Origin of the sequence: Leucobacter sp. CX87 (assembly GCF_018682295.1) — a bacterium.
In the GTDB taxonomy this organism is placed as follows: Bacteria; Actinomycetota; Actinomycetes; order Actinomycetales; family Microbacteriaceae; genus Cx-87.
The window spans coordinates 212,589-236,033 of the sequence record NZ_JAFIRI010000001.1 but is presented as its reverse complement, the minus strand read 5'-3'; the positions used below and the strand labels follow the sequence as shown (position 1 = coordinate 236,033).

The 23,445-nt window shown below is 66.2% G+C and carries 18 protein-coding genes; 9 read left to right on the top strand and 9 right to left on the bottom strand.

Annotated elements, in window-relative coordinates; translation table 11 throughout:
* Nucleotides 1–1,191 (bottom strand): alkaline phosphatase family protein, encoded by a 1,191-nt coding sequence (locus KOE53_RS01090; RefSeq protein WP_188057086.1) that lies wholly within the window; start codon nucleotides 1,189–1,191, stop codon nucleotides 1–3.
* 130 nt (nucleotides 1,192–1,321) lie between these two features.
* On the opposite strand from KOE53_RS01090, the gene KOE53_RS01085 reads away from it, so the two are divergent.
* Nucleotides 1,322–3,856, top strand: a complete 2,535-nt coding sequence (locus KOE53_RS01085) for a DNA gyrase/topoisomerase IV subunit A (RefSeq protein WP_188057306.1) — start codon at nucleotides 1,322–1,324, stop codon at nucleotides 3,854–3,856.
* Nucleotides 3,857–4,182: 326 nt separating this feature from the next.
* Here KOE53_RS01085 and KOE53_RS01080 read toward each other — a convergent pair whose 3' ends face one another.
* Nucleotides 4,183–4,422, bottom strand: coding sequence for a hypothetical protein (locus KOE53_RS01080; RefSeq protein WP_188057085.1), 240 nt, complete (start codon nucleotides 4,420–4,422; stop codon nucleotides 4,183–4,185).
* Between the two features lie 509 nt (nucleotides 4,423–4,931).
* A complete protein-coding gene (locus tag KOE53_RS01075) occupies nucleotides 4,932–7,004 on the bottom strand; it encodes a DNA gyrase/topoisomerase IV subunit B (RefSeq protein WP_188044834.1) in 2,073 nt (690 codons plus the stop codon).
* A 203-nt stretch (nucleotides 7,005–7,207) separates the two neighbouring features.
* On the opposite strand from KOE53_RS01075, the gene KOE53_RS01070 reads away from it, so the two are divergent.
* Complete coding sequence (locus tag KOE53_RS01070; protein WP_188044835.1) at nucleotides 7,208–7,432, top strand: DUF7455 domain-containing protein; 225 nt, start codon at nucleotides 7,208–7,210, stop codon at nucleotides 7,430–7,432.
* Between the two features lie 179 nt (nucleotides 7,433–7,611).
* Here the strand turns inward: KOE53_RS01070 and KOE53_RS01065 are convergent, their stop codons facing one another.
* Entirely contained in the window at nucleotides 7,612–9,033 is a 1,422-nt protein-coding gene (locus KOE53_RS01065; protein WP_188057084.1) for an RNA polymerase sigma factor, read from the bottom strand.
* A 157-nt stretch (nucleotides 9,034–9,190) separates the two neighbouring features.
* Nucleotides 9,191–10,144 carry a proteasome assembly chaperone family protein gene (locus tag KOE53_RS01060; RefSeq protein WP_188044837.1) on the bottom strand — a complete coding sequence of 318 codons (954 nt, stop codon included), beginning with the start codon at nucleotides 10,142–10,144 and terminating at the stop codon, nucleotides 9,191–9,193.
* A gap of 111 nt (nucleotides 10,145–10,255) precedes the next feature.
* Here KOE53_RS01060 and KOE53_RS01055 point away from each other — a divergent pair, with 111 nt between their 5' ends.
* The 4 genes from KOE53_RS01055 (at nucleotide 10,256) to KOE53_RS01040 (ending at nucleotide 16,355) form a co-directional block, all read left to right on the top strand.
* On the top strand, nucleotides 10,256–11,800 hold the full coding sequence (locus KOE53_RS01055; protein WP_188057083.1) for a leucyl aminopeptidase: 1,545 nt from the start codon (nucleotides 10,256–10,258) through the stop codon (nucleotides 11,798–11,800).
* 95 nt (nucleotides 11,801–11,895) lie between these two features.
* A complete protein-coding gene (gene lpdA / locus KOE53_RS01050; RefSeq protein ID WP_188057082.1) occupies nucleotides 11,896–13,269 on the top strand; it encodes a dihydrolipoyl dehydrogenase in 1,374 nt (457 codons plus the stop codon).
* Nucleotides 13,270–13,317: 48 nt separating this feature from the next.
* The gene (gene sucB, locus KOE53_RS01045; RefSeq protein WP_188057081.1) at nucleotides 13,318–14,748 is read left to right on the top strand and encodes a 2-oxoglutarate dehydrogenase, E2 component, dihydrolipoamide succinyltransferase; all 1,431 of its coding nucleotides are present in this window, start codon (nucleotides 13,318–13,320) and stop codon (nucleotides 14,746–14,748) included.
* Between the two features lie 893 nt (nucleotides 14,749–15,641).
* Nucleotides 15,642–16,355 carry a DUF4191 domain-containing protein gene (locus tag KOE53_RS01040; protein WP_188044841.1) on the top strand — a complete coding sequence of 238 codons (714 nt, stop codon included), beginning with the start codon at nucleotides 15,642–15,644 and terminating at the stop codon, nucleotides 16,353–16,355.
* Nucleotides 16,356–16,417: 62 nt separating this feature from the next.
* Here KOE53_RS01040 and KOE53_RS01035 read toward each other — a convergent pair whose 3' ends face one another.
* Nucleotides 16,418–16,861, bottom strand: a complete 444-nt coding sequence (locus KOE53_RS01035; protein WP_188057080.1) for an RDD family protein — start codon at nucleotides 16,859–16,861, stop codon at nucleotides 16,418–16,420.
* Nucleotides 16,862–16,997: 136 nt separating this feature from the next.
* Here KOE53_RS01035 and glnA point away from each other — a divergent pair, with 136 nt between their 5' ends.
* The gene (gene glnA, locus KOE53_RS01030) at nucleotides 16,998–18,422 is read left to right on the top strand and encodes a type I glutamate--ammonia ligase (protein WP_188044843.1); all 1,425 of its coding nucleotides are present in this window, start codon (nucleotides 16,998–17,000) and stop codon (nucleotides 18,420–18,422) included.
* Between the two features lie 206 nt (nucleotides 18,423–18,628).
* Nucleotides 18,629–18,862, top strand: coding sequence for a hypothetical protein (locus KOE53_RS01025; RefSeq protein WP_188057079.1), 234 nt, complete (start codon nucleotides 18,629–18,631; stop codon nucleotides 18,860–18,862).
* Here the strand turns inward: KOE53_RS01025 and KOE53_RS01020 are convergent.
* Complete coding sequence (locus KOE53_RS01020) at nucleotides 18,826–19,257, bottom strand: bleomycin resistance protein (RefSeq protein ID WP_215401645.1); 432 nt, start codon at nucleotides 19,255–19,257, stop codon at nucleotides 18,826–18,828. The two genes, KOE53_RS01025 and KOE53_RS01020, sit on opposite strands and share 37 nt — an antisense overlap.
* Nucleotides 19,258–19,318: 61 nt before the next feature.
* Here KOE53_RS01020 and KOE53_RS01015 point away from each other — a divergent pair, with 61 nt between their 5' ends.
* Nucleotides 19,319–19,555, top strand: a complete 237-nt coding sequence (locus KOE53_RS01015; protein WP_188044846.1) for a helix-hairpin-helix domain-containing protein — start codon at nucleotides 19,319–19,321, stop codon at nucleotides 19,553–19,555.
* Between the two features lie 264 nt (nucleotides 19,556–19,819).
* Here the strand turns inward: KOE53_RS01015 and KOE53_RS01010 are convergent, their stop codons facing one another.
* Together KOE53_RS01010 and KOE53_RS01005 are read right to left on the bottom strand one after the other, a co-directional pair.
* Nucleotides 19,820–20,068, bottom strand: coding sequence for a hypothetical protein (locus tag KOE53_RS01010; RefSeq protein ID WP_188044847.1), 249 nt, complete (start codon nucleotides 20,066–20,068; stop codon nucleotides 19,820–19,822).
* Between the two features lie 264 nt (nucleotides 20,069–20,332).
* Nucleotides 20,333–23,443, bottom strand: a complete 3,111-nt coding sequence (locus KOE53_RS01005; RefSeq protein ID WP_188057078.1) for a bifunctional [glutamine synthetase] adenylyltransferase/[glutamine synthetase]-adenylyl-L-tyrosine phosphorylase — start codon at nucleotides 23,441–23,443, stop codon at nucleotides 20,333–20,335.
* Nucleotides 23,444–23,445 lie beyond the last annotated feature (2 nt).

The following is a 23,445-nucleotide window of genomic DNA, read 5'->3' as shown; positions in this document are numbered from 1 at the left end:
CTAGCGGGCGGCCTGCACGCGCGCGATGAACCCGCCCCCGGCAAACGCACCGGCGACCGCCAGCGGGATCCCCCGTTCATCGTCGGTGAAACTGCCGTGCTGGCCGACCATTGCGAGCGCCTGCTCATCGTCGGTGGACTGGTAGTACGCCACGGCTCCGCGGGCGGCGACGATCACGTCACCGAGGCGCTGCGCGACCACCGGATCCACCGGGCCGAACCAGCCACTCGAGACTGCCTCGTCTCGGGTCGCGATCCAGGCTCTGCCGCCCTCAACCGCTTCCCAACGCGCGGCCACGGCGGCGGCCTGGCGCGGATCCTGGAGGTAGAGCGAGCGCATGCGCGGCTCGCCGCCCACCATCTCGACGCCGTCGAGCAGTCCCGGCATCTGGTCCATTAATAGCCGCCGGTGCTCGGGCACGTCCACCATGCCGTGGTCCGCGGTGAGGACGACGCCGATGCCGGGGGGCAGCGCGGCGAGAAACGAGCCGAGAGCGGCGTCGAACTGTTCGAGCCGCTTCGTCCAGGCATCGCTTTCCCAGCCCGAGTGGTGCCCGGCCCGGTCGAGCTCGTCGACGTACAGATAGGCCAGCACCGGGTCGGCCCCGCGAACAAGCCGTGCCGCGGCGGCGAAACGATCCTCGATCGTCGCGCCCGCCACGTAGGTCGCCCCCGCGAGGATGGACGCCGTCAGGCCGCTCTCGCGGTGCTGGGGCCGACCGATGGCATACGCGTTCACACCGATGTCGGCCGCGCGAGCGAACAGCGGGGTCGCCCGCTGCCACTGTGCCGGATCCCCGATGTCGTCCCATTCGCTAAGCGTCGTGACGAGGCCGCGCTCGGGGTGCCGAATGCGGTAGCCGATCAACCCGTGCACTCCAGGCAGGCGGCCCGTCGTGAGCGCGGTGAGGGCTGCGGCAGTCGTAGACGGGGCAACCGTCTCGATGCGCTGCTTCTCCATCGCGTTCAGCGTGCGGGCATGCCCGCGCCGGGCCCGAAAGTTCGCCCACCCGAGGCCGTCGACGGCGATTACGACCGCGGATCGGGCCGCGGGCAGCGCTGGGGCACCTGCGGTCGCGGGGGGCCGGCCGTCGGTCTCGGAGGACTGACCGTTTCCGAGCGCCAGACTCTCGAGCACGCTTGGCAGAATCGCGGCCAGCCTCGCGCCGCTGTCGGTGGGGATCGGTAGCATGAATCCCATCGTATCCGTGGGGTGCGGGCCGGAGCCCCGGCCGCATCGTGCGCGCGCCGAAGGGCGCGACCCCCGCCGCACTCGGCGAGTAATTCAGGAAGGCGTCGTGACGGAAACAAACGAACACGGGATGGATCCGGACCTTGAGGCCGGAACGGAGTCGGCACCGACCCTCGGGGCGCCCTCGACCGATGTCGCGGTGTACGACGACGCCGCCGTCGGCATCGGGGCGAACGAGCGCATCGAGGACATCGATATTTCGAACGAGATGCAGGGCTCGTTCCTCGAGTACGCCTACTCGGTGATTTACTCGCGCGCACTTCCCGACGCGCGCGACGGCCTCAAGCCCGTGCAGCGGCGCATTTTGTTCATGATGGACGACATGGGCCTGAAGCCCGAAAAGGGGCACGTCAAGTCGGCCCGCGTCGTCGGCGAGGTCATGGGCAAGCTGCACCCGCACGGAGACACGGCCATCTACGACGCGATGGTGCGCATGAGCCAGGACTTCGCAATGCGTCTTCCCATGGTGGACGGCCACGGGAACTTCGGCTCGCTCGACGACGGCCCCGCCGCTTCCCGGTATACCGAGGCGCGCCTCGCGGGCGCGGCACTCGCGATGACCGAGTTCCTCGACGAGGACGTGGTCGATTTCGTCCCCAACTACGACAACCAGATCATGCAGCCGTCCGTGCTGCCCTCCGCCGTGCCGAATCTGTTGGTGAACGGCGCGAGCGGCATCGCGGTCGGCATGGCCACGAACATGGCCCCGCACAACCTCATCGAGGTCGCGGCCGGGGCAAAGCACCTGCTCGAGAACCCGAATGCGACACTCGAGGACCTCATGGAGTTCATCCCGGGTCCCGACCTCCCGGGGGGCGGCACCATTGTGGGCCTCGACGGCATCCGCGATGCGTATCGCACCGGTCGCGGCGCGTTCCACACCCGAGCGAAGGTGTCCGTCGAGTCACTGACCGCGCGCAAGTCGGGCCTCGTCGTGACGGAGCTTCCCTATCTCGTCGGGCCCGAGCGAGTGATCGAAAAGATCAAGCAGGGAGTCGACGCGAAGAAGCTCTCGGGAATCTCCGACGTCACTGACCTGACCGACCGCAAGCACGGCCTGCGCCTCGTGATCTCACTCAAGACCGGGTTCTCCCCCGACGCCGTGCTCGAACAGCTCTATCGGCACACACCGCTCGAGGACTCGTTCAACATCAACTCGGTCGCTCTAGTCGAAGGACAGCCGCAGACGCTTGGCCTGCTCGAGCTCCTGCGCGTCTTTGTGGCGCACCGACGAGAGGTCATCACCCGCCGAAGCCGATACCGGCTGAACAAGCGACGCGAGCGCCTGCACCTCGTCGAGGGCATGCTCATCGCGATCCTCGACATTGACGAGGTCATCCAGGTCATCCGCCAGAGCGACGATACCGACGCCGCGCGCACGCGCCTCATGCAGGTGTTCGACCTCTCCGAGCTCCAGTCTGAGTACATCCTTGAACTGCGACTGCGTCGCCTGACGAAGTTCTCACGTGTCGAGCTCGAGTCCGAGCGCGACAAGCTGCGCGAAGAAATCGAACAGCTGCAGGCCATCCTGTCGAGCGACGCCCTGCTACGCAGCGTCGTCGCCCGCGAACTCGACGAGGTCGCAGAGCGCTACGGGACGCCCCGTCGCACGGTCCTCACCGGCGCGGCGATCCGGCCCGCACGGGCGTCCTCGAAGGCGGTCGTGCTCGAGGTGGCGGACACCGACTGCACCGTCCTGCTCTCGGTCACGGGCCGCGCGCTCCGCATCGACCGCGAGGCGGATGTCGCCGATTCGCTGCGCGGCCCTTCGCGCCCCGCGAAACACGGTGCGCTGCGCGCAAGCGTGGACGGCACGGTGCGAGGCGAGCTCGGCGCGATCCTGTCCGATGGCACCCTGCACCGCTTCACGCCGGTCGATCTGCCGCACGTGCCTGCCGCCAGCATCTCGTTTGCTGCGGGCGTGCCCATCGCCGATTACCTCGGCCTCACCGACCGATCGCTGCGCGTGGTGGGGCTCGTCCCCATCGACACGGACACTCCCATCGGCATGTTCACCGCCCAGGGCATCGTCAAGCGCGTGGTACTCCAGGATCTGCCGAAGCCCCCCTCGTTCGAGGTGATCGGCCTGAAGGACGGCGATCGCGTCGTGGGCGCGTTCGTGGCGGAAGATGGCGCTGAGTTCGCCGCCATCACGAGCGATGCGCAGTTGCTCCGCTTCCCGACTTCCGCGGTGCGTCCTCAGGGTCGCCCCGCTGGCGGCATGGCCGGCATTCGGCTCGCCGGCGACGCCACCGTGGTGTTCGCGGGGGCCATACCCGGGGGCACCCAGGCGCGAGTCGTCACGATCGCCGAGAGCTCGGAAACGCTTCCCGGCACCGATGTCGCGACCGCGAAGGTCTCAGACTGGGACGAGTACCCAGCCAAGGGCCGCGGCACCGGTGGTGTGCGCGCCCAGCGCTTCCTGAAGGGCGAAGACCGCCTCTCGTGCGCCTGGGTCGGAGTCGTGACGCCGGAGGGCCACGGCGAGCCGCGCGCACTCGCGCTCGACGGTGCACCACGCAGCCTGCCGCAGGAGCTCGGCAAGCGAGACGGATCGGGAACCCCGATCGACGGGGCAGCGGCCTTCATCGGTTCCGCGCCGTAGGCCTGAATCCACGGGGCGGGATCGCTGTTTCTGGAACCGCGTCCCGCCCTTTTGCGTCCCTTGGAACCCAGTTCCGCATAGCCCGAAGGGCGCTCTAGCGAAAACTTGGCGCCGATTCGCTTCACGAATCACCTCCCATCCCGCCTGCGCATAGTGCCGATACTTCTCGATGTCACGGTTCCACTGAGCCGTCTCGGTCCGGTGCTGGCCACCCTCGTACTCGAGCGCGAGGCGATATTTCGGATAGGCCAGTTCGCTGCAGCTGAGCAACGCAGCGTCATCGCCGCGCACATCGAAATCAAGTTGGCGCGGGGCAATCCCCATTGTCACAGCAGCACCCGGAGGTGACTCTCGGGCGCGCAGGCGCTCCGCGTCGATAGCAGCGGCAGAAGCTCCCGCAGCCGCGCGACGCCGACTCTTCGACCTGCCGCTACCGCCACTTCGAGCTCGATGATCGTCGCGAGCAGCTTGACGGGAATCCGTGACGTCCCGGGGATCCGGTGCAAATGAATCACCGCGTCCCCCAACGCAACGCCGACGCGCAGAGAGAGGGACGGCGCAAGCATCCGCCCAGGTCGAGGCCGGGCTGCTCACGAGGACGCCCTGTGTCTTGCTAGCGATGGCTGTCTGCGCGCTGGCCTCATCCGACCAAACGTCTGTTCTCCGTAGACGTCGCACTGGGCGGAAGCAAGCAACTTCGATTCGCGAAAGCCGATTCGCCGGCACGGGCAGGCCCCAAACAACTGCTGCTGATGCGTGGCTCAGGAAGTGTCCAGTTAGCAAGTACTTCCCCACAGCGAGAGCTCGCTCCCGGTGTGACTGATAGGCCTGCGCGGCAGAGTGCAGTGATCCAAGTACGGCCCGGATCCCGCGCCTCCGCAGCGCGAAACACATCGCCCAGACGGACAGGAAGCGGACGTTGGACTTCAGGCGTCTTCCCCCGCTCTCGAAGGTGTCAGCCCCTGTCATCGTTCCCCGGACGCTTTGTCACGGCTTTGACCTGAACTCCGTCACCAACTGTCCGGGGAACGACGAGGTCGGGGTGGCCAGGCAGCCCCAGCCCCACCCCTACCAACTACGCGTCGATGCGGTCGCGGTCCATCTCGTCGGCGTTGTCCACGATGAACTCCTTGCGCGGGGCCACCTCGTTGCCCATCAGCAGCTCGAACATGAGCGCTGCCTCGTGCGCGTCCGACACCCGCACTCGCCGCAACATTCGGTGCTCGCGGTCCATGGTCGTCTCAGCCAGCTGGTCGGCGTCCATCTCGCCCAGGCCCTTGTAACGCTGGATGGGCTCGACGTACTTCTTACCCCGCTTGCGGAGGTCGGCGAGTAGGGACTGCAGTTCTTGCTCGCTGTACGTGTAGATAACGTCGTTGGGTTTGCGCCCGGCGTTTTGCACGATGACGCGGTGCAGCGGCGGCACGGCGGCGAACACACGGCCCGCCTCGAGCATCGGTCGCATATACCGGAAGAAGAGCGTCAGGAGCAGGGTGCGGATGTGCGCGCCGTCCACGTCGGCGTCGCTCATGATGATCACGCGGCCGTACCGAGCCGAGGCCAGGTCAAAGTCGCGCCCCGAACCCGCGCCGATCACCTTGATGATGTCACCGCATTCGCGGTTCGAAAGCATGTCCGCGACAGAGGCCTTCTGCACGTTCAGGATCTTGCCCCGGATCGGCAAGAGCGCCTGGAACTCGCTGTCGCGCGCGGGGCGCGCGGTGCCGAGTGCGCTGTCTCCCTCCACGATGAAGAGCTCGGTGCCCTCAACCGACTTCGAACGGCAATCGATCAGCTTCGCAGGCAACGAGGAACTCTCGAGCGAGGTCTTTCGGCGCTGCGTGTCACGCTGCGCGCGCAGCGAGATCCGCGACTTCATCTCCGAGACCATCTTCTCGAGGACCGCGGCGCACTGGATCTTGTCGTGCCGCTTCGCCGAGCTGAAGCGCTCGTCGAGGTGCTTCGTCACCACCTTCGCGACGATGGCACGCACGGCGGCGGTGCCCAGAACCTCCTTCGTCTGCCCCTCGAACTGGGGCTCGGGAACGCGCACCATGATCACGGCGGTGAGACCGGTGAGGATGTCGTCCTTGTCGGGACGGTCCGATCCGGCCTTGAGCTTGCGGGAGTTCGTCTCGATCTGCTTGCGGAAGAACTTCGTGAGGCCCTGCTCGAAGCCCGCCACGTGCGTGCCGCCCTTGGGCGTCGCGATGATGTTGACGAAGCTCTTGACGTTGGTCTCGTACCCGGTCCCCCAGCGCATCGCGATGTCGATCTCACACTCGCGCTTGACCTCACGCGAGACCATGTTTCCCGCCTCGTCGATGACCGGCACGGTCTCCGAGAAATGACCCGTGTCGGTGATGCGCCAGGTGTCGCTCACCGGGCCGTCGGTCGCGAGGTAATCGACGAACTCCGAGATGCCACCCTCGTAGGCGAAGTGCTGGTGAGTCGTCTCCTCGCCGCGGGCGTCGACAATGTCAATCGCCAACCCGGGAACGAGGAACGCCGTCTGCCGCGCACGCGCGACGAGCGAGTCGGTCTCGAACTCGGCCTCGCGCAGGAAGATCTGGGGGTCTGCCCAGTACCGCACCCGGGTGCCCGTGACGCCCTTCTTCACCTTCCCGACGACGCGCAGCTCCGAGGCGTTCTCAAACGGGGTAAACGTGCTGTCGGGCGCATCGCCCGAGAAGATACCCGGCTCGCCGTGGCGGAACGACATCGCCCAGGTCTTGCCGTCCCGGTCCACCTCGACGTCGAGGCGCGCCGACAGGGCGTTCACGACGGACGCCCCCACACCGTGCAGGCCGCCAGAGGCGGCGTATCCCCCGCCACCGAACTTACCGCCGGCGTGCAGCTTCGTGAACACCAGTTCCACGCCCGAGAGGCCGCTCTTCGGCTCGATATCGACGGGAACGCCGCGACCGTTGTCGCGCACGGTGACGCTGCCGTCGCTGTGCAGTTCGATGGAGATCTCATTGCCGTGCCCCGCGAGCGCCTCGTCGACGGAATTGTCGATGATCTCCCAGAGGCAGTGCATCAGGCCTCGCGAATCGGTCGAGCCGATGTACATGCCAGGCCGTTTCCGCACCGCTTCGAGCCCCTCAAGAACGGTGAGATGGCGAGCGGAGTAACTGGATTCGGCCAAGGCGATGTGCTCCTTATCTGTGGCAACTTGTCCACCCTATGCGAACCCACCGACACCGCTCGTCAGGTTCACCGGCGAGTGCGGCTTCTGGGGCTCTCCGGCAGGATCCCGGCTACGCGCTGAGCGAAACACCCATCCGAAGAACCGAACACTCAGCAGAACATGCTTGGATTGCGAGTAAGCGAAAGCGAAGGGAGGACGCCATGACGACACTCGAAGATCAGGCAGCCGGAACCACCACGATTGACACTGTCCCACTCACAGCGCTCGATCGCTGTGACAGCTGTGGCGCCCAGGCGTATGTCCGCGCCACGATGGGCGGCAGCGAGCTTCTCTTCTGCGCGCACCACGCGCGCAAGCACGAGGACAAGCTCAAGCCGCTTGCCGATTCCTGGCACGATGAGAGCCACCGGCTCAGCGCCAAGTAACGCTTCGCACCGGATCCAGCCGCGCTGATCCTGCGAAGTATCGCACAGGCGGGTCGGCTTCCCCTCGGGGAGGCCGGCCCGCCTTCTGCGTTGCATGACGAATCACGTCACCCCCCTCTCGACACGAAAGGCCCGCCCAGGGAACCCGGGCGGGCCTTTCGTGAAGAACGAGTGCCGATTTACTCGAGGTAGTCGCGCAGCGACTGCGACCGCGAGGGGTGGCGCAGCTTAGCCATCGTCTTGGACTCGATCTGGCGGATCCGCTCGCGGGTCACCCCGAACGTGTCGCCAATCTGGTCGAGCGTCTTGGGCATACCGTCGCCCAAGCCGAAGCGCATGCGGATCACGCCGGCCTCGCGCTCAGAGAGCGAATCGAGCAGGGATTCAAGCTGCTGCTGCAGCATCGTGAAGCCCACCGCGTCGGCCGGAACGACCGCTTCGGTGTCTTCGATGAGGTCGCCGAACTCGCTGTCGCCGTCCTCGCCGAGCGGGGTGTGCAGCGAAATCGGCTCGCGGCCGTACTTCTGTACCTCGATGACCTTTTCGGGGGTCATGTCGAGCTCGCGTGAGAGCTCCTCGGGCGTCGGCTCGCGGCCGAGATCCTGCAGCATCTGCCGCTGCACGCGGGCCAGCTTGTTGATGACCTCAACCATGTGCACGGGAATACGAATCGTGCGGGCCTGGTCGGCCATTGCGCGGGTGATCGCCTGACGAATCCACCAGGTGGCGTACGTCGAGAACTTGAAGCCCTTGGTGTAGTCGAACTTCTCGACCGCTCGGATGAGGCCGAGGTTGCCCTCCTGGATCAGGTCGAGGAACTGCATGCCGCGGCCCGTGTAGCGCTTGGCGAGCGAAACGACAAGACGGAGGTTCGCGCCCAGCAGGTGGGCCTTCGCCCGCTCGCCGTCGCGCGATACCCAACGCAGCTCACGCTCGAGGCGCTTCGGCAGGTCCTTCTCGGTCGCGAGCTTCTCGGCGGCGAACAGGCCCGCCTCGATACGCATCGCAAGCTCGACCTCTTCCGCCGCGTTCAACAACGCGACCTTACCGATCTGCTTGAGGTAGTCCTTGACCGGGTCGGCAGTCGCGCCAGGGATCATGGTCGAGATCTGCGGGGACTCTTCGTCGTCCGAGGCACGCAGCACGATCGCGCCGGTCGGCAGCGGCTCATCAGAAACCGTCGACTTGGTCTTCGCGCGCTCAGCCTCGGCCAACTCGCGCTCAGCCTCGGCGACTGCGGCCTCGTCGATCTCCTCGACCTCCGCGGCTGCCTTCTTCGTCGCACGCTTGGCAGCGGGCTTCTTCGCGGCGACTGCCTTCTTCGCCGCAGGTTTCGCGGCAGCGTCGCCCTCGGCCTCGGCCAAAGCCGCGGCTTCAGCCTTCGCCAGCTTCGCGAGAGCGGCCTTGGTCGGCGGCTTCTCGGCAGCAGACTTCGCCGCGGTCGTCTTCGTTGCGGTGGCCTTCGCCGTCGCAGCCTTGGTCGCAGCAGCCTTGGTGGTGCCGGCCTTCGCAGCGGGCGCCTTCGCCTTGGCCGCTTCAGGTACCTCGGCGTTCGTCTCGGCCGTGGTTGCGGGCTTCTTTGACGTGGATGAAGTAGCCACTCAGCCACCTCTCTGCTCGGGGGTCCGGGGCATCTGGGGCTCTCGGTCGAGTCCCTGCGTTACCGGAAATACGGTCAAACTCAGAAAACCCATGTCAAGTCTCAGTTATTCCAACGCGAGAACGCGAGAAGACCAAGTTGACCGGGTTACGGCTCTATTATTGCACGTCTGAGGACGGACCCGGACCATCTGACGGCCCCGAGTCGTTCTTCCAAGGCTGCTGCGCGAGGAAGTGCTCGAGCTCGCTCGCAAGCTGGTCGGCCGTCGGGATACTGCCATCCTCGCTCATCAGCGGAGAACGCATCGACTGGTCCTCCATATACGTGTCGTAGCGGGCCTCGAGGTTGGCCACCATCTCGCGAGACTCTTCGTTGCTCGCGATCTGTTCATCGACCTTGGCCTGGAAATCGCGCACCTGCTCGCGAATGGGGTCGGTCGCAAAGATCAAGCCGGTCGCGGCCATCAGCCCCTCGAGTGCGCTCAGGAGCGTCGCGGGGTACTCGGTGTTGGCGAGGTAGTGCGGAACCAACAGCACCAGCCCGACGACCTCCTCGCCCAGCGAATGCAGGCGGTACTCCATGAGGTGCCCCACGGTGGCGGAGAGCCTCGTCGTCGGCCGCCAGGCGGACCGGGACTCGATGAGGTCCTCGCGCGAGCCGCTGACCGTATAGACGATGGGGCGCGTGTGCGGGATCGGCATCGGAATCGCGTGCACCCACGCCGTGACCGATACTTCGAACTCGTGCACGAGCAACAGCACCGCGTCGACGAACTGCTCCCAGCGAAAGTCGGGTTCGTAGCCCGTGAGCATCAAGAAGGGAGAGCCCATTGCATCATGCGCGAGAGACAGCGACAGCTCGTCCGGGCTGTAGTCAGTGAGGTGATCCTCGGCAAACGTAATCGTGGGGCGCCGAGCCCGGTAGTCAAGCAGCAGGTCGGCGTTAAACCGCAGCAGCTCCTCAGGCTTGCACTGTTCCCACAGTTGGCTCTCAAGCTGTGCGGTCGCGCTGCCCGCATCAGTGAAACCAGTGAACGCGACGACGAGCGGCAGCCCCTTGGGCACAAGCGCACGACGTTCGGGGTAGTCCGCAGAATACAGAGTCTCATTCACCCCTCCATCCTACGAACGGGGCCGCACCCGTGGGCGGCTTCGGCTGTGCCATCAGCGAACGCTCTGCGGGAATACCCGCGTGGCGTCGCGGCCGCAACCTATGCTCGAAGCATGTCTCGCACGGTACAACTCAGTCGTTCATCCGATCAGATCTCAGTCTCCAACGGCACCGCAATCCTGGTGTTCGTGCGCGGGGGCGATTCTCCCGAGATCGTGACGTCCCCCGCGTTCACTGCGCAGGATCACGGAGCCGTCCCGCTCGACGCTCTGGGCGTGACGGGCGCGGCCGACCAACTCGTCCGCACCGCCCTCCCCGGATCGGCGGGCACGGTGCTGTGTCTCGTCGGGCTCGGAAAGCGCGACGATGCCGACGCGTATCGCGCCGCTGCGGGCAGCGCGATACGCCAGTTGAGCGGCATCACGACCATCGCGATCGCGGCACCCGGCGAAGATGCCGCGCCGGGCGTGGTCGCGGCGATCGCCGAGGGGGCGCTGATGGGCGCCTATCGGTACGACGCATCGCGCGGGCTCAGTGCCCCGGAAGACGAGACGGTGTCGGTCGTGCTGCATGCCGCAGCGGATGTCGCCGCGGATCGCCGCGCTGCGGTGGTTTCGACCGCGATTGCCCGAACCAAGGACCTGGTCAACCTTCCCGGGAACGAGATCTACCCCGAGTCCTTCGTCGCCCATGTACTTCCTGAACTTGCCGAGGCCGGACTCGAGACCGAGGTCTGGGATGACGCCCGGTTGGCAGCGGAAGGGTTTGGCGCGATCGTTGCGGTTGGGCAGGGCTCCGAACGCGGACCGCGCCTCCTGCGCGTGGCCTACCGTCCGGAGGGTGCGACCCGCCACATCGCCCTCGTGGGCAAGGGAATCACCTACGACACCGGCGGCCTGTCCCTCAAGCCGGCAAACGCCATGCTGGGCATGAAATCCGACATGGCCGGCGCCGCATCGGTGCTGAGCGTGCTGCGCGCCGCCGCCGAGCTTGCGCTCAACGTTTCAGTCACCGCGTGGCTGCCGCTGGCGGAGAATATGCCCTCCGGGCGAGCGGTGCGGCCCGGGGACGTGGTGACGGCGCGCAATGGCCAAACCATTGAGATTACGAACACTGACGCCGAGGGCCGCCTGGTCCTCGGCGACGCGCTTGCCGCGGCTAGCCTCGAGCAGCCGGACGAGATTATCGACGTCGCGACGCTGACCGGTGCTCAGCAAGTCGCCCTGGGCGATCGCACGACCGGTCTGATGGGCGACGACGAGCTCGTCTCCCGCCTGCACCGCGCCGGGCTCGCAGCGGGCGAGCTTCTGTGGCCGATGCCACTGACGGACGAGCTGCGTGGTGTCCTCAAGAGCGACATCGCTGACATCGTGAACGCCAACATGGGCAATCGCTCCGGCGGCATGCTCGTCGCGGGCGTCTTTCTGCGAGATTTCATCGGGAATGCCGCCGACGGGAACCGCATTCAGTGGGCGCATCTCGATATCGCGGGTCCCGCAATGAACGAGGGTGCGCCATACGCTTTCAATGGCGCTGGTGCCACCGGGGCGAGCATTCGCTCGCTCATCACCCACCTCGAAGCTGTCGCCGGCGCGAACAGACTGCCTCAAGATGGGGTATTCCCCGGACAGCTCGACGAATCTGAATCCCGAAAGTAGTAGGCTGGCACTGTCTGTGCGGCGTGCGATCGCCACCGCGCAGAAGTGCCGTCCGAACCGACTTGCACTTGCCGCGAATCCGAGGGAGATCCCACTTGGCCGAACAGAACTTTGATGTCGTAGTCCTCGGCGGAGGAAGCGCGGGCTATGCCACCGCGATCCGCGCCGTTGAACTCGGAATGACCGCTGCGGTTATTGAGAAGGACAAGCTGGGAGGCACCTGCCTCCACCGCGGTTGTGTGCCGACGAAGGCCATGCTCCACTCGGCAGAGGTCGCAGATGTCGCTCGAAGCAGTGCCGAATATGGCGTCCAGTCGACATTCACCGGTGTCGACATTCACGGCGTCTCCGCATACCGCGACGGCATTGTTGCGAAGAAGTTTAAGGGATTGCAGGGACTCCTGAAGGCCCGCGGCATCACTGTCATTGCTGGCGAGGGTCGCCTGGTCGCGGCGAACACCGTGCAGGTCGGAACCGACCTCATTGTCGGAAAGAACGTCGTCCTGGCGACGGGTTCGTACTCGCGCAGCCTCCCGGGGCTCGAAATCGGTGGCCGCGTCATCACGAGCGAGCATGCGTTGCAGCTCGACACCATTCCGGGACGCGTAGCCATTCTTGGCGGCGGCGTCATCGGCGTCGAGTTTGCCAGCGTCTGGCGTTCATTCGGCTCTGAGGTCACCATCATTGAGGGCCTGCCCCACCTCGTTCCGAACGAGGAGGAGTCGATCTCCAAGCAGCTGGAGCGCGCATTCCGCAAGCGCGGGATCGACTACAAGCTCGGCGTTCGCTTCCAGTCCGTCACCCAGCACGATTCGGGCGTCGTCATCTCGCTCGAGGACGGCACCGTCGTCGAGGCCGAGTACTTGCTCGTTGCCGTTGGCCGTGGTCCGTCGACCCAAGGCATGGGCTTTGAAGCCGTCGGCGTGCAGATGGACCGCGGCTTCGTGCTCACCAACGATCGCCTCGCCACGAACGTTCCCGGCGTGTACGCAGTCGGAGACATTGTTCCTGGCCTGCAGCTCGCGCACCGCGGCTACCAGCAGGGCATCTTTGTCGCTGAAGAGATCGCCGGGCTCGCCCCGGTCGTCGTCTCGGACATCAACATCCCGAAGATCACCTACTGCGATCCCGAGGTTGCCTCGGTGGGTCTGACTCAGGCGAAGGCCGTCGAGGAGTACGGAAGCGACCGCGTCTCCGCATACGAGTACAACCTCGCGGGCAACGCGAAGAGCGAGATCCTCGGCACGGCTGGCACCGTCAAGGTCGTCCGCGTCAACGACGGCCCCGTCGTCGGCATCCACATGATCGGGGCTCGCGTTGGCGAGCTGATCGGCGAGGCACAGATGATCGTGAACTGGGAGGCGTACCCCGAAGACGTTGCCCCCTTCATTCACGCACACCCCAGCCAGAATGAGTCGATCGCCGAGGCGATGCTCAACCTGGCTGGCAAGCCTCTCCACACGATGTAATCGTGGCCACCCCAACTTTTTTCGAAACCACCAAGGAGAGTTCCCCCCATGAGTGAGTCCGTAGTCCTTCCCGCACTCGGCGAAAGCGTGACCGAGGGGACGGTGACCCGTTGGCTGAAGAACGTCGGCGACACGATCGCCGTCGACGAGCCGCTGCTTGAGGTGTCGACCGACAAGGTCGACACCGAGATCCCGTCGCCCATTGCGGGCGTATTGGAAGAGATCTTTGTTCAGGAAGACGAGACCGTTGAGGTCGGTGCCGTCCTCGCTCGCGTAGGCGACGGCAGTGGCGCTGGCGCCGCGGCCCCGGCGACCCCCGAGGTGGCTCCGGCAGCCCCTGAGGCTGCTCCGGCCGCCCCCGCTGAGCCCGTCGCGGCGGTTCCTGCACCTGTCGCGGAACCCGTCGTTCCTGCAGTTGCTCCGGTCGTTCCTGCGGCCGCACCTGTTGTTCCTGCTGCAGCACCGGTCGTGCCGGCCGCAGCCCCCGCCGTTCCGGTCGTTCCTGCAGCAGTGCCCGTTGTTCCGTCCGCAGCACCGGTCGTGCCTGCCGCAGCACCCGCAGCCGTGGCAGCCCCGGCCGTTGCGGACGCCGGCGCCTACGTCACCCCGATCGTTCGCAAGCTTGCGCACGACCTGGGCGTCGACCTCGGTCGCGTCGTGGGCACCGGCGTCGGAGGCCGCATCCGCAAGGAAGACGTGCAGGCCGCCGCCAGCAACACGGGCGCCGCCGCCGTCTCGGCTCCGGCCCCCGTCGAGGTTTCGCCGCTGCGCGGAACGACTCAGAAGATGAGCCGACTGCGCAAAGTGATCTCCGAGCGCGCTGTTGCGTCGATGCAGGCCACCGCTCAGCTCACCACCTTCGTCGAGGTTGATGTGACGCGCATCGCTCAGCTGCGCCAGGCGAAGAAGGACGAGTTCCTGGCACGCACCGGATCGAAGCTGTCGTTCCTGCCGTTCTTCGCCGTTGCGGCAGCCGAGGCGCTGCGTTCAAACCCCGTGTTGAATGCAAGCGTTGAGGGCGACAGCATCGCCTACCACCCGTCGGAGAACATCAGCATCGCGGTCGAGACCGAGCGCGGCTTGTTGACGCCGGTGCTTCGTGATGCCGGCGATAAGAACATCGCGCAGATCGCTGGCGAGATCGCTGACCTCGCTGCCCGGACGCGCAGCAACAAGCTGACGCCCGACGAGCTCGCCGGTGGCACGTTCACCCTCACGAACACGGGATCGCGCGGCGCCCACTTCGATACGCCGCTCGTATTCCTGCCCCAGTCCGCAATCCTGGGTACGGGTTCCGTGGTGAAGAAAGCCGGCGTTGTTTCGACCCCCGAGGGCGACGCGATTGCCGTCCGCTCGATGGTCATGCTCGCCGTGTCGTACGACCACCGCATCGTCGATGGTGCGGACGCAGCCCGCTTCCTCTCACAAATGAAGGCCCGCCTTGAGGGTGGCGACTTCGAGGCGCTTCTGGGTCTCTAACCGTTCAGAAGGATTTACCTCGCGCCGCTCCCGGCGCACCACTGATGCCGCGTGCCCCTTCCGGGGTGCGCGGCATTGTGCGTCTCTGGCGATCCGCGGCGGGTGACGTCCGGGGCGGACCTTCTCCGGGCGCTTCCGACCCAAGCACCCAGGGCACCGGCGTGATTCGCGCACGAATCCGATACTCGACACACTCGCGCGGTGATTCGTGCGCGGCACCGACACCGAGGCGGGCATCTCCCCGTGCGGCCTCGAGGGCTTCCAGCACGAGCCATCCGCCATCGGCGGGCTGCAGTTCACGAATCAGGGACCAGAGGTGACTCCGCGAGATCCCCAGGTCTACACACCAATCGTCATGCCCTTCTCTGCGGTGAGTGTGTGCGCGAAGCCGCGAGCGCATGGCCACATTGAGCGGCTCTCGGGCGACCCGCTGCAACCGGCCACCGGATATCGCGAGGTTCGCGGGCCGCAGCCCGCCGAGACACCACCCGTGATGCCGCGCTTGTTCCCCCACCGTGAGCAGCTCAAGAACCAGCCACGCAAGCTCCCCCGCACCAAGAGGCAGCTCTCTCGGGCGGTTCGCGAGGCTGCGTTGACCTGCGAAGAGCGTCGGAGCACTCGTCGTCTGCCTACGTCGCATGCCAGTTCCCCTACTCAGTGGTGACGACCCGTTCAGAAGGACCGCGCTCACCATCCAAGCGCCCAGCGCACTCGGCCGGGCCGCAGTGTCCCCGTCGGTGGAAAACTGTCGGTCGCCGATGTCTGTGGACGGCAACCTCTGTGGATGGCGACGCGGGCACCGGCGAACCCGGCCCGCTCTTGCCAATTCGCTGGGAGGCGAGAAGGCCATCGACGTGCGCGGCGACCGCGCGAATCGCGATACGCTAGAAGGTATGGCAAAGGATCCGGAAAAGAAGGCAGCGCGCGCGGCAAAGCAGCCCGGGCGCATCAAGCAGATGTGGCAGGTCTATCAGACCACCAAGCAGCACGACCGCAATCTGACGCTGTCACTGCTGCTCGCGTTCATCGCACCCATCGTGGTCGGTGTGCTCGTTGCGGCGTTGCTGCCCGGAAACTGGATCTCCTGGGTGCTGTGGACCATCACCGGAGTCTTGCTCGGCATCCTGCTCGTGATGATCGTGTTGGGTCGTCGCGCCGAGAAGGCCGCGTACCAGCAGATCGAGGGTCGCCCCGGTGCTGTGGGCGCGGTCGTGCAGGGGGCGCTCCGTCGCTCCTGGCGCGGATCTGAAACCCCCGTGGCGATGAACCCTCGCACGCAGGATGCGATCTACCGCGTCGTCGGCCGTGGCGGCGTCGTTATCATCGCCGAGGGCCCGGCCGAGCGCACCAAGCGCCTGCGCCTGGACGAGGAGCGCAAGGTTCGCCGAGTCCTTCCGAATGTGAAGATCACCCACATTCAGGTCGGCCCGGACGAGGGATCGGTGCCGCTGCACAAGCTTTCTCGCGCGCTCCTGAAGATCAAGCCGTCCTTGAACCGCAATGAGGTTCAGGCCGTGCACCTGCGACTAGCGTCGTTGCAGTCCTCGCCGGTCGGCATCCCGAAGGGCATCGACCCCAACAAGGTTCGCTCGCAGCGCCCGCGCTAGACGACCAAACGAAGAAGGGCCCGGCAGCGATGCCGGGCCCTTCTTCGTTTCCCCACGACTGGTTAGCCCCGGATCAACACCGTGCCGGCGACCTTGTCGTGGAAACCGCGTTGGTCCGAGTCCCACACGACGACGGGAATGACGAGCACGATCAGCAACGTGCGCACGATCGGGCGCCACGGCCCGACCCAGCCGCCGGCGATCGGCACGACCCGCAGTCCCGCGATCCGGTGCCCGAGCGAGCCGCCGATCGTGGGGATGAAGAGGATGTTGATGGCCGAAAAGATGCCGAGCGTCAAGAGCGAGGCGCGCGGATCCTGATTTCCGAACCCCACGAGAAACCCTGAGAGCACCGAGGCCAACAGCCAGTCGATGCAGATCGCGAGGATGCGGCGGCCGATACGGCCGACCGAACGCGGCCCGCTCTCGGGGAGTCCCAAACGTTCACCGGGCCACTGACTCGGTTCTAGGTCGCCGAATTTCTGGGCACGCTGCTCACTCACCATGGAAACGAGTCTACCGATTACCGGGATTTCGTAACCTGCGCGAAACACAGGGTAAACGCCGAAGAAACGGCCCTGCCCTAGGCTGAACGTATGGCGGCGCAGGTCTGGCGCCCACCACAGTCCCAAAAGGAGCAGAATGTTTCGCGAGCCCGCAGAAGTTCTCAGCTACATCAAAGAGCACGACGTCAAGTTCCTTGACGTTCGGTTCACCGATCTCCCGGGTGTGCAGCAGCACTTCAATGTCCCCGCCGCAAGCGTAGACCTGGACTTCTTTGTCACCGGTCAGATGTTTGACGGTTCGTCGATCCGTGGTTTTTCCGGAATCGCCGAGTCGGACATGCAGCTCATTCCCGATGTCACGACGGCGTACCTCGACCAGTTCCGGGCCGAGAAGACCCTCATCATGCTCTTCGACATCTTCAACCCGCGCACCGGCGAGATCTACTCGCGCGACCCGCGCCAGGTAGCAAAGAAGGCCGAGCGCTACCTCGCCTCGACCGGCATTGCTGACACCGCATTCTTCGCAGCCGAGGCAGAGTTCTACATCCTCGACTCGGTCCGCTACGAGACCACCGCGCAGCGCACCTTCTACGAGATTGACTCGGAAGAAGCGCACTGGAACTCTGGCAAGAAGATGGAGGGCGGCAACCCCGGTTACACGACCTCGCAGAAGGGCGGCTACTTCCCCGTCTCCCCCACCGACAAGCAGGCCGACCTCCGCGACGATATCTCGCTGCGCCTGATCGAATCGGGTCTCATTCTCGAGCGCTCGCACCACGAGGTGGGCGCGCCTGGCCAGGCCGAGATCAACTACCGCTTCGACACGCTGGTGAAGGCTGCCGATGACGTCATGAAGTTCAAGTACGTCGTCAAGAACACGGCTGACCTGTGGGGCAAGACCGCCACCTTCATGCCGAAGCCCGTATTCGGTGACAACGGCTCGGGCATGCACACCCACATGTCGCTGTGGGCGAACGGCGATCCGCTGTTCTACGACGAGAACGGCTACGGCGGTCTCTCGGACACCGCTCGCTGGTACATCGGCGGCATCCTGGCACACGCCCCGTCGCTGCTCGCGTTCACGAACCCGACCATCAACAGCTACCGTCGCCTGGTCAAGGGCTTCGAGGCTCCCGTGAACCTCGCCTACTCGGCGGGCAACCGCTCCGCTGCCATCCGGATCCCCCTGACGGGCACCAACCCGAAGGCGAAGCGCATCGAGTTCCGCGCTCCCGACGCATCGAGCAACCCGTACCTCGCGTTCGCAGCTCAGCTGATGGCGGGCCTCGACGGCATCCGCAACCGCATTGAGCCGATGGCGCCGATCGATAAGGACCTCTACGAGCTGCCCCCCGAGGAAGCCAAGAACATCCCGCAGGTCCCCGGGTCGCTCGACGAGGCGCTCGTCGCTCTCGAGAACGATCACCAGTACCTGCTTGAGGGTGGCGTGTTCACCGAAGAGCTGGTCCGCACGTGGATCGACGACAAGCGCACGATGGAGATTCAGCCGATGGCGCTGCGTCCCCACCCGTACGAGTTCGAGCTGTACTACGGCATCTAGGAACACCTTCCAGCTGCGGGCAGATTCCTGCCTCTGCTGTGGACGCGCCCTACGGGCCCGAATCGCGCGAGCGAGGACGGCACGTAGGGCGCGTTTCGTTCTCCCCGGGTCACCAAATCGGAGGAAACTTGCCGCAGTCTTCGGACGTGAACGCATGGGCAGACAGTAGCCTCGGGTAAATCGTCCCGCCCGCAAAGCAGCCCAACGTGTCGTACCACCCGTCCATGCAGCTGGCCACGCTGTCGGAGATTGCCCCCGACGCCCACAGACGGATTTCCCCGCGGCCAGCATCGCTCAACGGCGTCGACGCAACCCAGGTCACCTTCCACCTTGGCGCGAAGTGGTCGGAGAATCTGCGGGACTACGCGGGCACTGTCTCCCCTGCCGCCTGGTCGGCGCGCGTTCAGCACCCGAGCGTGCGCGTGCCGGTCTTCGTCTGAAATCGAATCAGGTAGCCGTCAGGGTCGGTGACAAGAAACTGTTCGACCCCGACCTCCTCGGTGTCGGAAATCCGGTACCACTTTGCCTCGGGCTCGACGAATAGGGGCCAGCCGGCGCCACGAAGCGACCGCAACACGGGGGCCAGGTCGCTGATCTCGATCTGGAAGTTGATACCCCGGCCGAGCGGCGGTTCAAGCGGGGCCGTCTCCCAGGTGCGCCCCTCCCCGATCTCATCAAGCATCACGTGCGCGCTACCCAGCGAGAGGTAGGCGAAGCCTTCTTCGGGGCGCTGGTAGTCGATCTTGAACCCGCAGAGTCCGCACCAGAAGGCCAGGCTTCGGGGCGAATCCGTCACGAGCAGCTCCGGGACGAGCGAGGGCACCAGCGGAGTCACTTGCCCATACTCCCAGATCGACGCAGTTGAGTCGGCGCCTCCTCCCCCATACGCTCGATACATGTCCACTCGTGATGTGCCGGAAAGCCTGGGCAACCTGCCCAAGATCGGCCGACCCGCCACCTCCGCCTTGATCTCGGTGGGCGTGGGCTCACTTTCCGGGGTGGCCCGAATGTCTCGGGGTCAGCTCCTGGCGCTCCACGGGGTCGGGCCGAAGGCGGTCAGGCTGCTCGCTGACGCGCTCGCGGAGGCGGGACTCAACTTTGCCGACGACGAGTCGACGCCTCCATCAACGTGAGCCGTTCCAGCAAACTTTCCGAGACATTCCGCGGCCACTGGGCTAGGGTCGGCCTTGAGCCCATGCATTCTCATCAAAGGAGTAGGAATGTCCGGAAAAGATCGCGGTCAGAAGAACACGAAGAAGCCAGCGAGGCAGACACTCAAGGAAAAGCGTGTGGCGAAGCACACCAAGTCCGAAGAGGCAGACCAGAAGCGCTCGTAGGAGCGTGCAGGATCGGGCCGTGTTGTCGCGGGGAACACCCCCGGGCGGCACGGCCCATCTTTATGCCTTTCGGCGGGTCTTCCTGCGATAGATCCACACACCGCACAGCAGGCCACCCGCGGCGATCACTAGCGCGATGAGCATGAAGACGATGTACCGTGTCTCGGTAACGTCACCCTCGTACGGTTGGGCATCTGACCAGTCAAGCGAGAGCCGGACGAACACAGCTGCTAGGACGAGGCCAGCCAGCGCAACCCCGGCCGCCGCGAGGATCGCGGCACCTCGAACTCGAACGCGTTCTTTCTGCATCCCCGCAGCTTACGCGAAGCGAGATCGCAGTCGACGCACGCCCCTGAACTAGAGCAGTCCGGCCTCAGCAACTTTGCTGGGGCCGGACTGCGAGGCGACTCAGGACTCGAGATCAGACTCGAGTTCGTCCGCGTCCTCGGCGAGGATCGCGTCCAGGAATGACTGGAGGTAGTTCATAACGATCAGGTTACGCTCAGCCGGGGCCTGGGTCTAGACCTTCGGGAAAACTTTTCCAGAACGCCAGGTGAACTTCTGTTCGTGCCGCTACGCAGCCGGGAACACGTCCGGCGCTCGCCCATAGAACTCACGCTCAAAAACGGCGCGTGCCCGGCGAGTCGCTGCAAAATACCGTTCCTCAAGTTCCGTCGTCGACTGCGTGGGCAAGCCCAGGATCCGCCCGACGCCGTCCAGGTCCGCCCGTTCGCGCGGTAACAGGTCAGAGCCCCGCCCCGACCACAGTCGATTCGCTGACCGAATCTCCCCCGCGAGCTTCCAAGCCGTCTCGAGTGTCTCACGGGACGCCTCGTCGAGGAGTCCCGCTCGCACCGCGGCAGCGAGGCCGCCCAGTGTCGACGCAGTCCGCAGCTCGGGAAGCGCGGCGGCATGCTGCAGTTGCAGCAGCTGCAGCAGCCATTCCACGTCGCTGATCGCGCCGGGTCCCAGCTTGAGATGTCGCAGCGGGTCAGCGCCTCGCGGGAGTCGCTCCGCCTCAACTCGCGCCTTGATACGCCGCACCTCGCGCGCCTCGGATTCGCCAAAGGCCTCGGGATAGCGTACTTCGTCTGCCAGCCGCATAAAATCGGCGCCGAGATCCACATCGCCGGCGACGGCGCGGGCCCGCAACAACGCCTGCGCTTCCCAAGTCAGCGACCAGCGCTCGTAGTAGCTGCGATAGCCCGTGAGGCTGCGGACGAATGGTCCGTTCTTCCCCTCGGGGCGCAGATCGAAGTCGAGGTCGAGTGGGAACCGTGGGTCTGCGGCGAGCGTGCGCAGCTCAGCGATGACGCGGGCGGCCTCGTTCGCCGCTCCTTCCGCGCCCTCCGGCGCACGGAACACCGCGAGCAGGTCGATGTCTGAGGCGAACCCGAGCTCAGCTCCCCCGTATCGCCCCATCCCAATCAAGGCGATCTCGAGGCCGGGCACCGACTGACGCTCAGGCTCCGATCGGATTGCTGCCAACAATGCCTCGAGAAGCGCGGTGTGTGCAGCGTCGAGACCCGCAGATACGGCCTCTGGACCGTTCACCCCGACCAGCTGGCCGAGGGCGGTGCGCAGTACTTCCCGGCGGTGAATCGTCCGTAGGCCAGGGGCCGCCGCCGCCGCGGTGTCACGGCGCGCCGCAAGGGCGAGCATCTCTTCCCGCAGCGGCGCGAGCGGCACCGGCCGCAGCAGCGCGTCGTGCTCGAGCCACGCCGCGGACTCCGGGATCGTCTCCATCAGTTCGCCGGCAAAACGCGAATTCGCCAGCACTCGTGTGAGACGCTCCGCGGCGCCCGCGCTGTCGCGCAGGAGGCGCACAAACCAGGAGGAATTCTTGAGTCCCTCGCTAATGCGACGGAAGGCGAGCAGGCCGTAGTCGGGGTCGGCCCCCTCCGAAAACCAGTGCAGCAGCACCGGCATGAGGTTTCGTTGCACGAGAGCCCGGCGCGAGGTGCCGGACGTGAGGGTGCCCAGATGGCGCATCGCCCCGTCCGGGTCGCGGAAGCCGATCGAAAGCAGGCGCGCCCTGGCGGCCTCCGTGCCGAGCACGAAATCCTCATCCGGAAGCTCGGCGACGGCGGAGAGCAGCGGAGCGTAGAAGACTTTGAGATGCAACTCGCGCACGCGCCGCTTGGTCTCTTCCCAGCGCGCGCGGAGCGCCTCGGCGTCGGGAGCCAGCTGGCTGGCGCGCGCCAGCACGCGCAGACCGTCCGGGTCTGTCGGCATGAGCGCGGTACGACGCAGGTCGCGCAGCTGGAGCCGATGCTCGAGCACGCGAAGCTCACGATATGCCTCGGCGAGCTCGTCGCCATCGGCGCGGGCCACGTAGCCGCCGTCCACGAGGGCCTCGAGCGCGGGGATCGTGCCCCGCCGGCGCAACCGCTCGTCGTACTGGCCGTGCACGAGCTGCAGCAGTTGCACGCTGAACTCGACGTCACGCAGCCCGCCAGGGCCGAGTTTAAGCTGCACCTCGAGCGCGCCATCCTCGATGTGCTCGGTGACTCGTTCGCGCATACGTTGCACGGAGCCGACGAAATCGTCGCGAGAGCTTGAAGCCCAGACCAGGGGCCGCGTACGGGCGACGTAGTCCTCGCCCAGGGCAAGGTCCCCCGCGAGGGCACGCGCCTTCAGCAGCGCCTGGAACTCCCACGTGCGCGCCCAGCGCTCGTAATAGGCAAGGTGAGAGCTGAGGGTGCGCACGAGGGCGCCTTGACGGCCCTCGGGGCGCAGGTTCGGATCAACTTGCCAGAGCGGTGGCTCCATCGAGAAGTCGTGGATCGCTCGCATCATCTCGCTCGCGAGCCGGGTGCCGATCCGAATGGCCTCGTCGGTGTCGAGAACGTCTGGGTCGGCAGACTCCACCACAAAGATGACGTCGACATCCGACACCACATTCAGCTCGCGCGCGCCGCACTTGCCCATCGCGATGACGGCGAGTCGGGTGAGCGCGACCCGATCCGGGGCGATGGGCAGTCCCGCGCCCCCGTCGCGGGACAGCGTCGCCGCGGCGACCGCGAGCGCGGCCTCGATCGCGGCGGCCGCGAGGTCGGAGAGTGCCGCCGCGACCTCTTCAAAGGCCCCGGGAGCTGCAGGGCCACGCGCGAGGTCTTCCAGCACAACCTCTGCCAGCAGCTCCCGATAGCGCACGCGCAGCGCCCGCCAGCCGGCTTCTCCCGACAGGATCCCGGCGTCCTCGGCGGCGACCGCGGGGCTGGTCGCGCGCGCGGGATCGGCCCCGACCGAGCGCAGGAGCTCGCCGCGCAGCTCCGCAGCGCCGGGAAGGCGGCCGCCGCGCAGCAGAATCTCGAGCAGGTGTTCGGGATGGCGGGTGAAAAAGTCCCCGAGCGCGGGTGAGGCGCCCACGAGGAGGGAGAGGGCCTGGAGCGGCGTGTATCCCGCGTGCGATCGTTCCAGGGGCCCGTCGTCCACCGGATCATGCAGGGAGATCTCCTGCATAAGCTCTGGCTGAGCCTCGGCGAGTGCGCGCAGGCGCACGAGTGCGACGTCCGGGTCGGCGGCGTGCGACAGCGCCGCAAGCCAGCGGTCCTCGGCGATGCCACTCGCCGCGGCGAGCTCAGCCAGGCTGTCGCGCGCGGCGGTGAGCTCGACAAAGCCGGCCCGTGCGATCCGCGTGAGTGTTCCCGTGCGGGCGCCGCGCCCACGCTGCTCTGCCATGC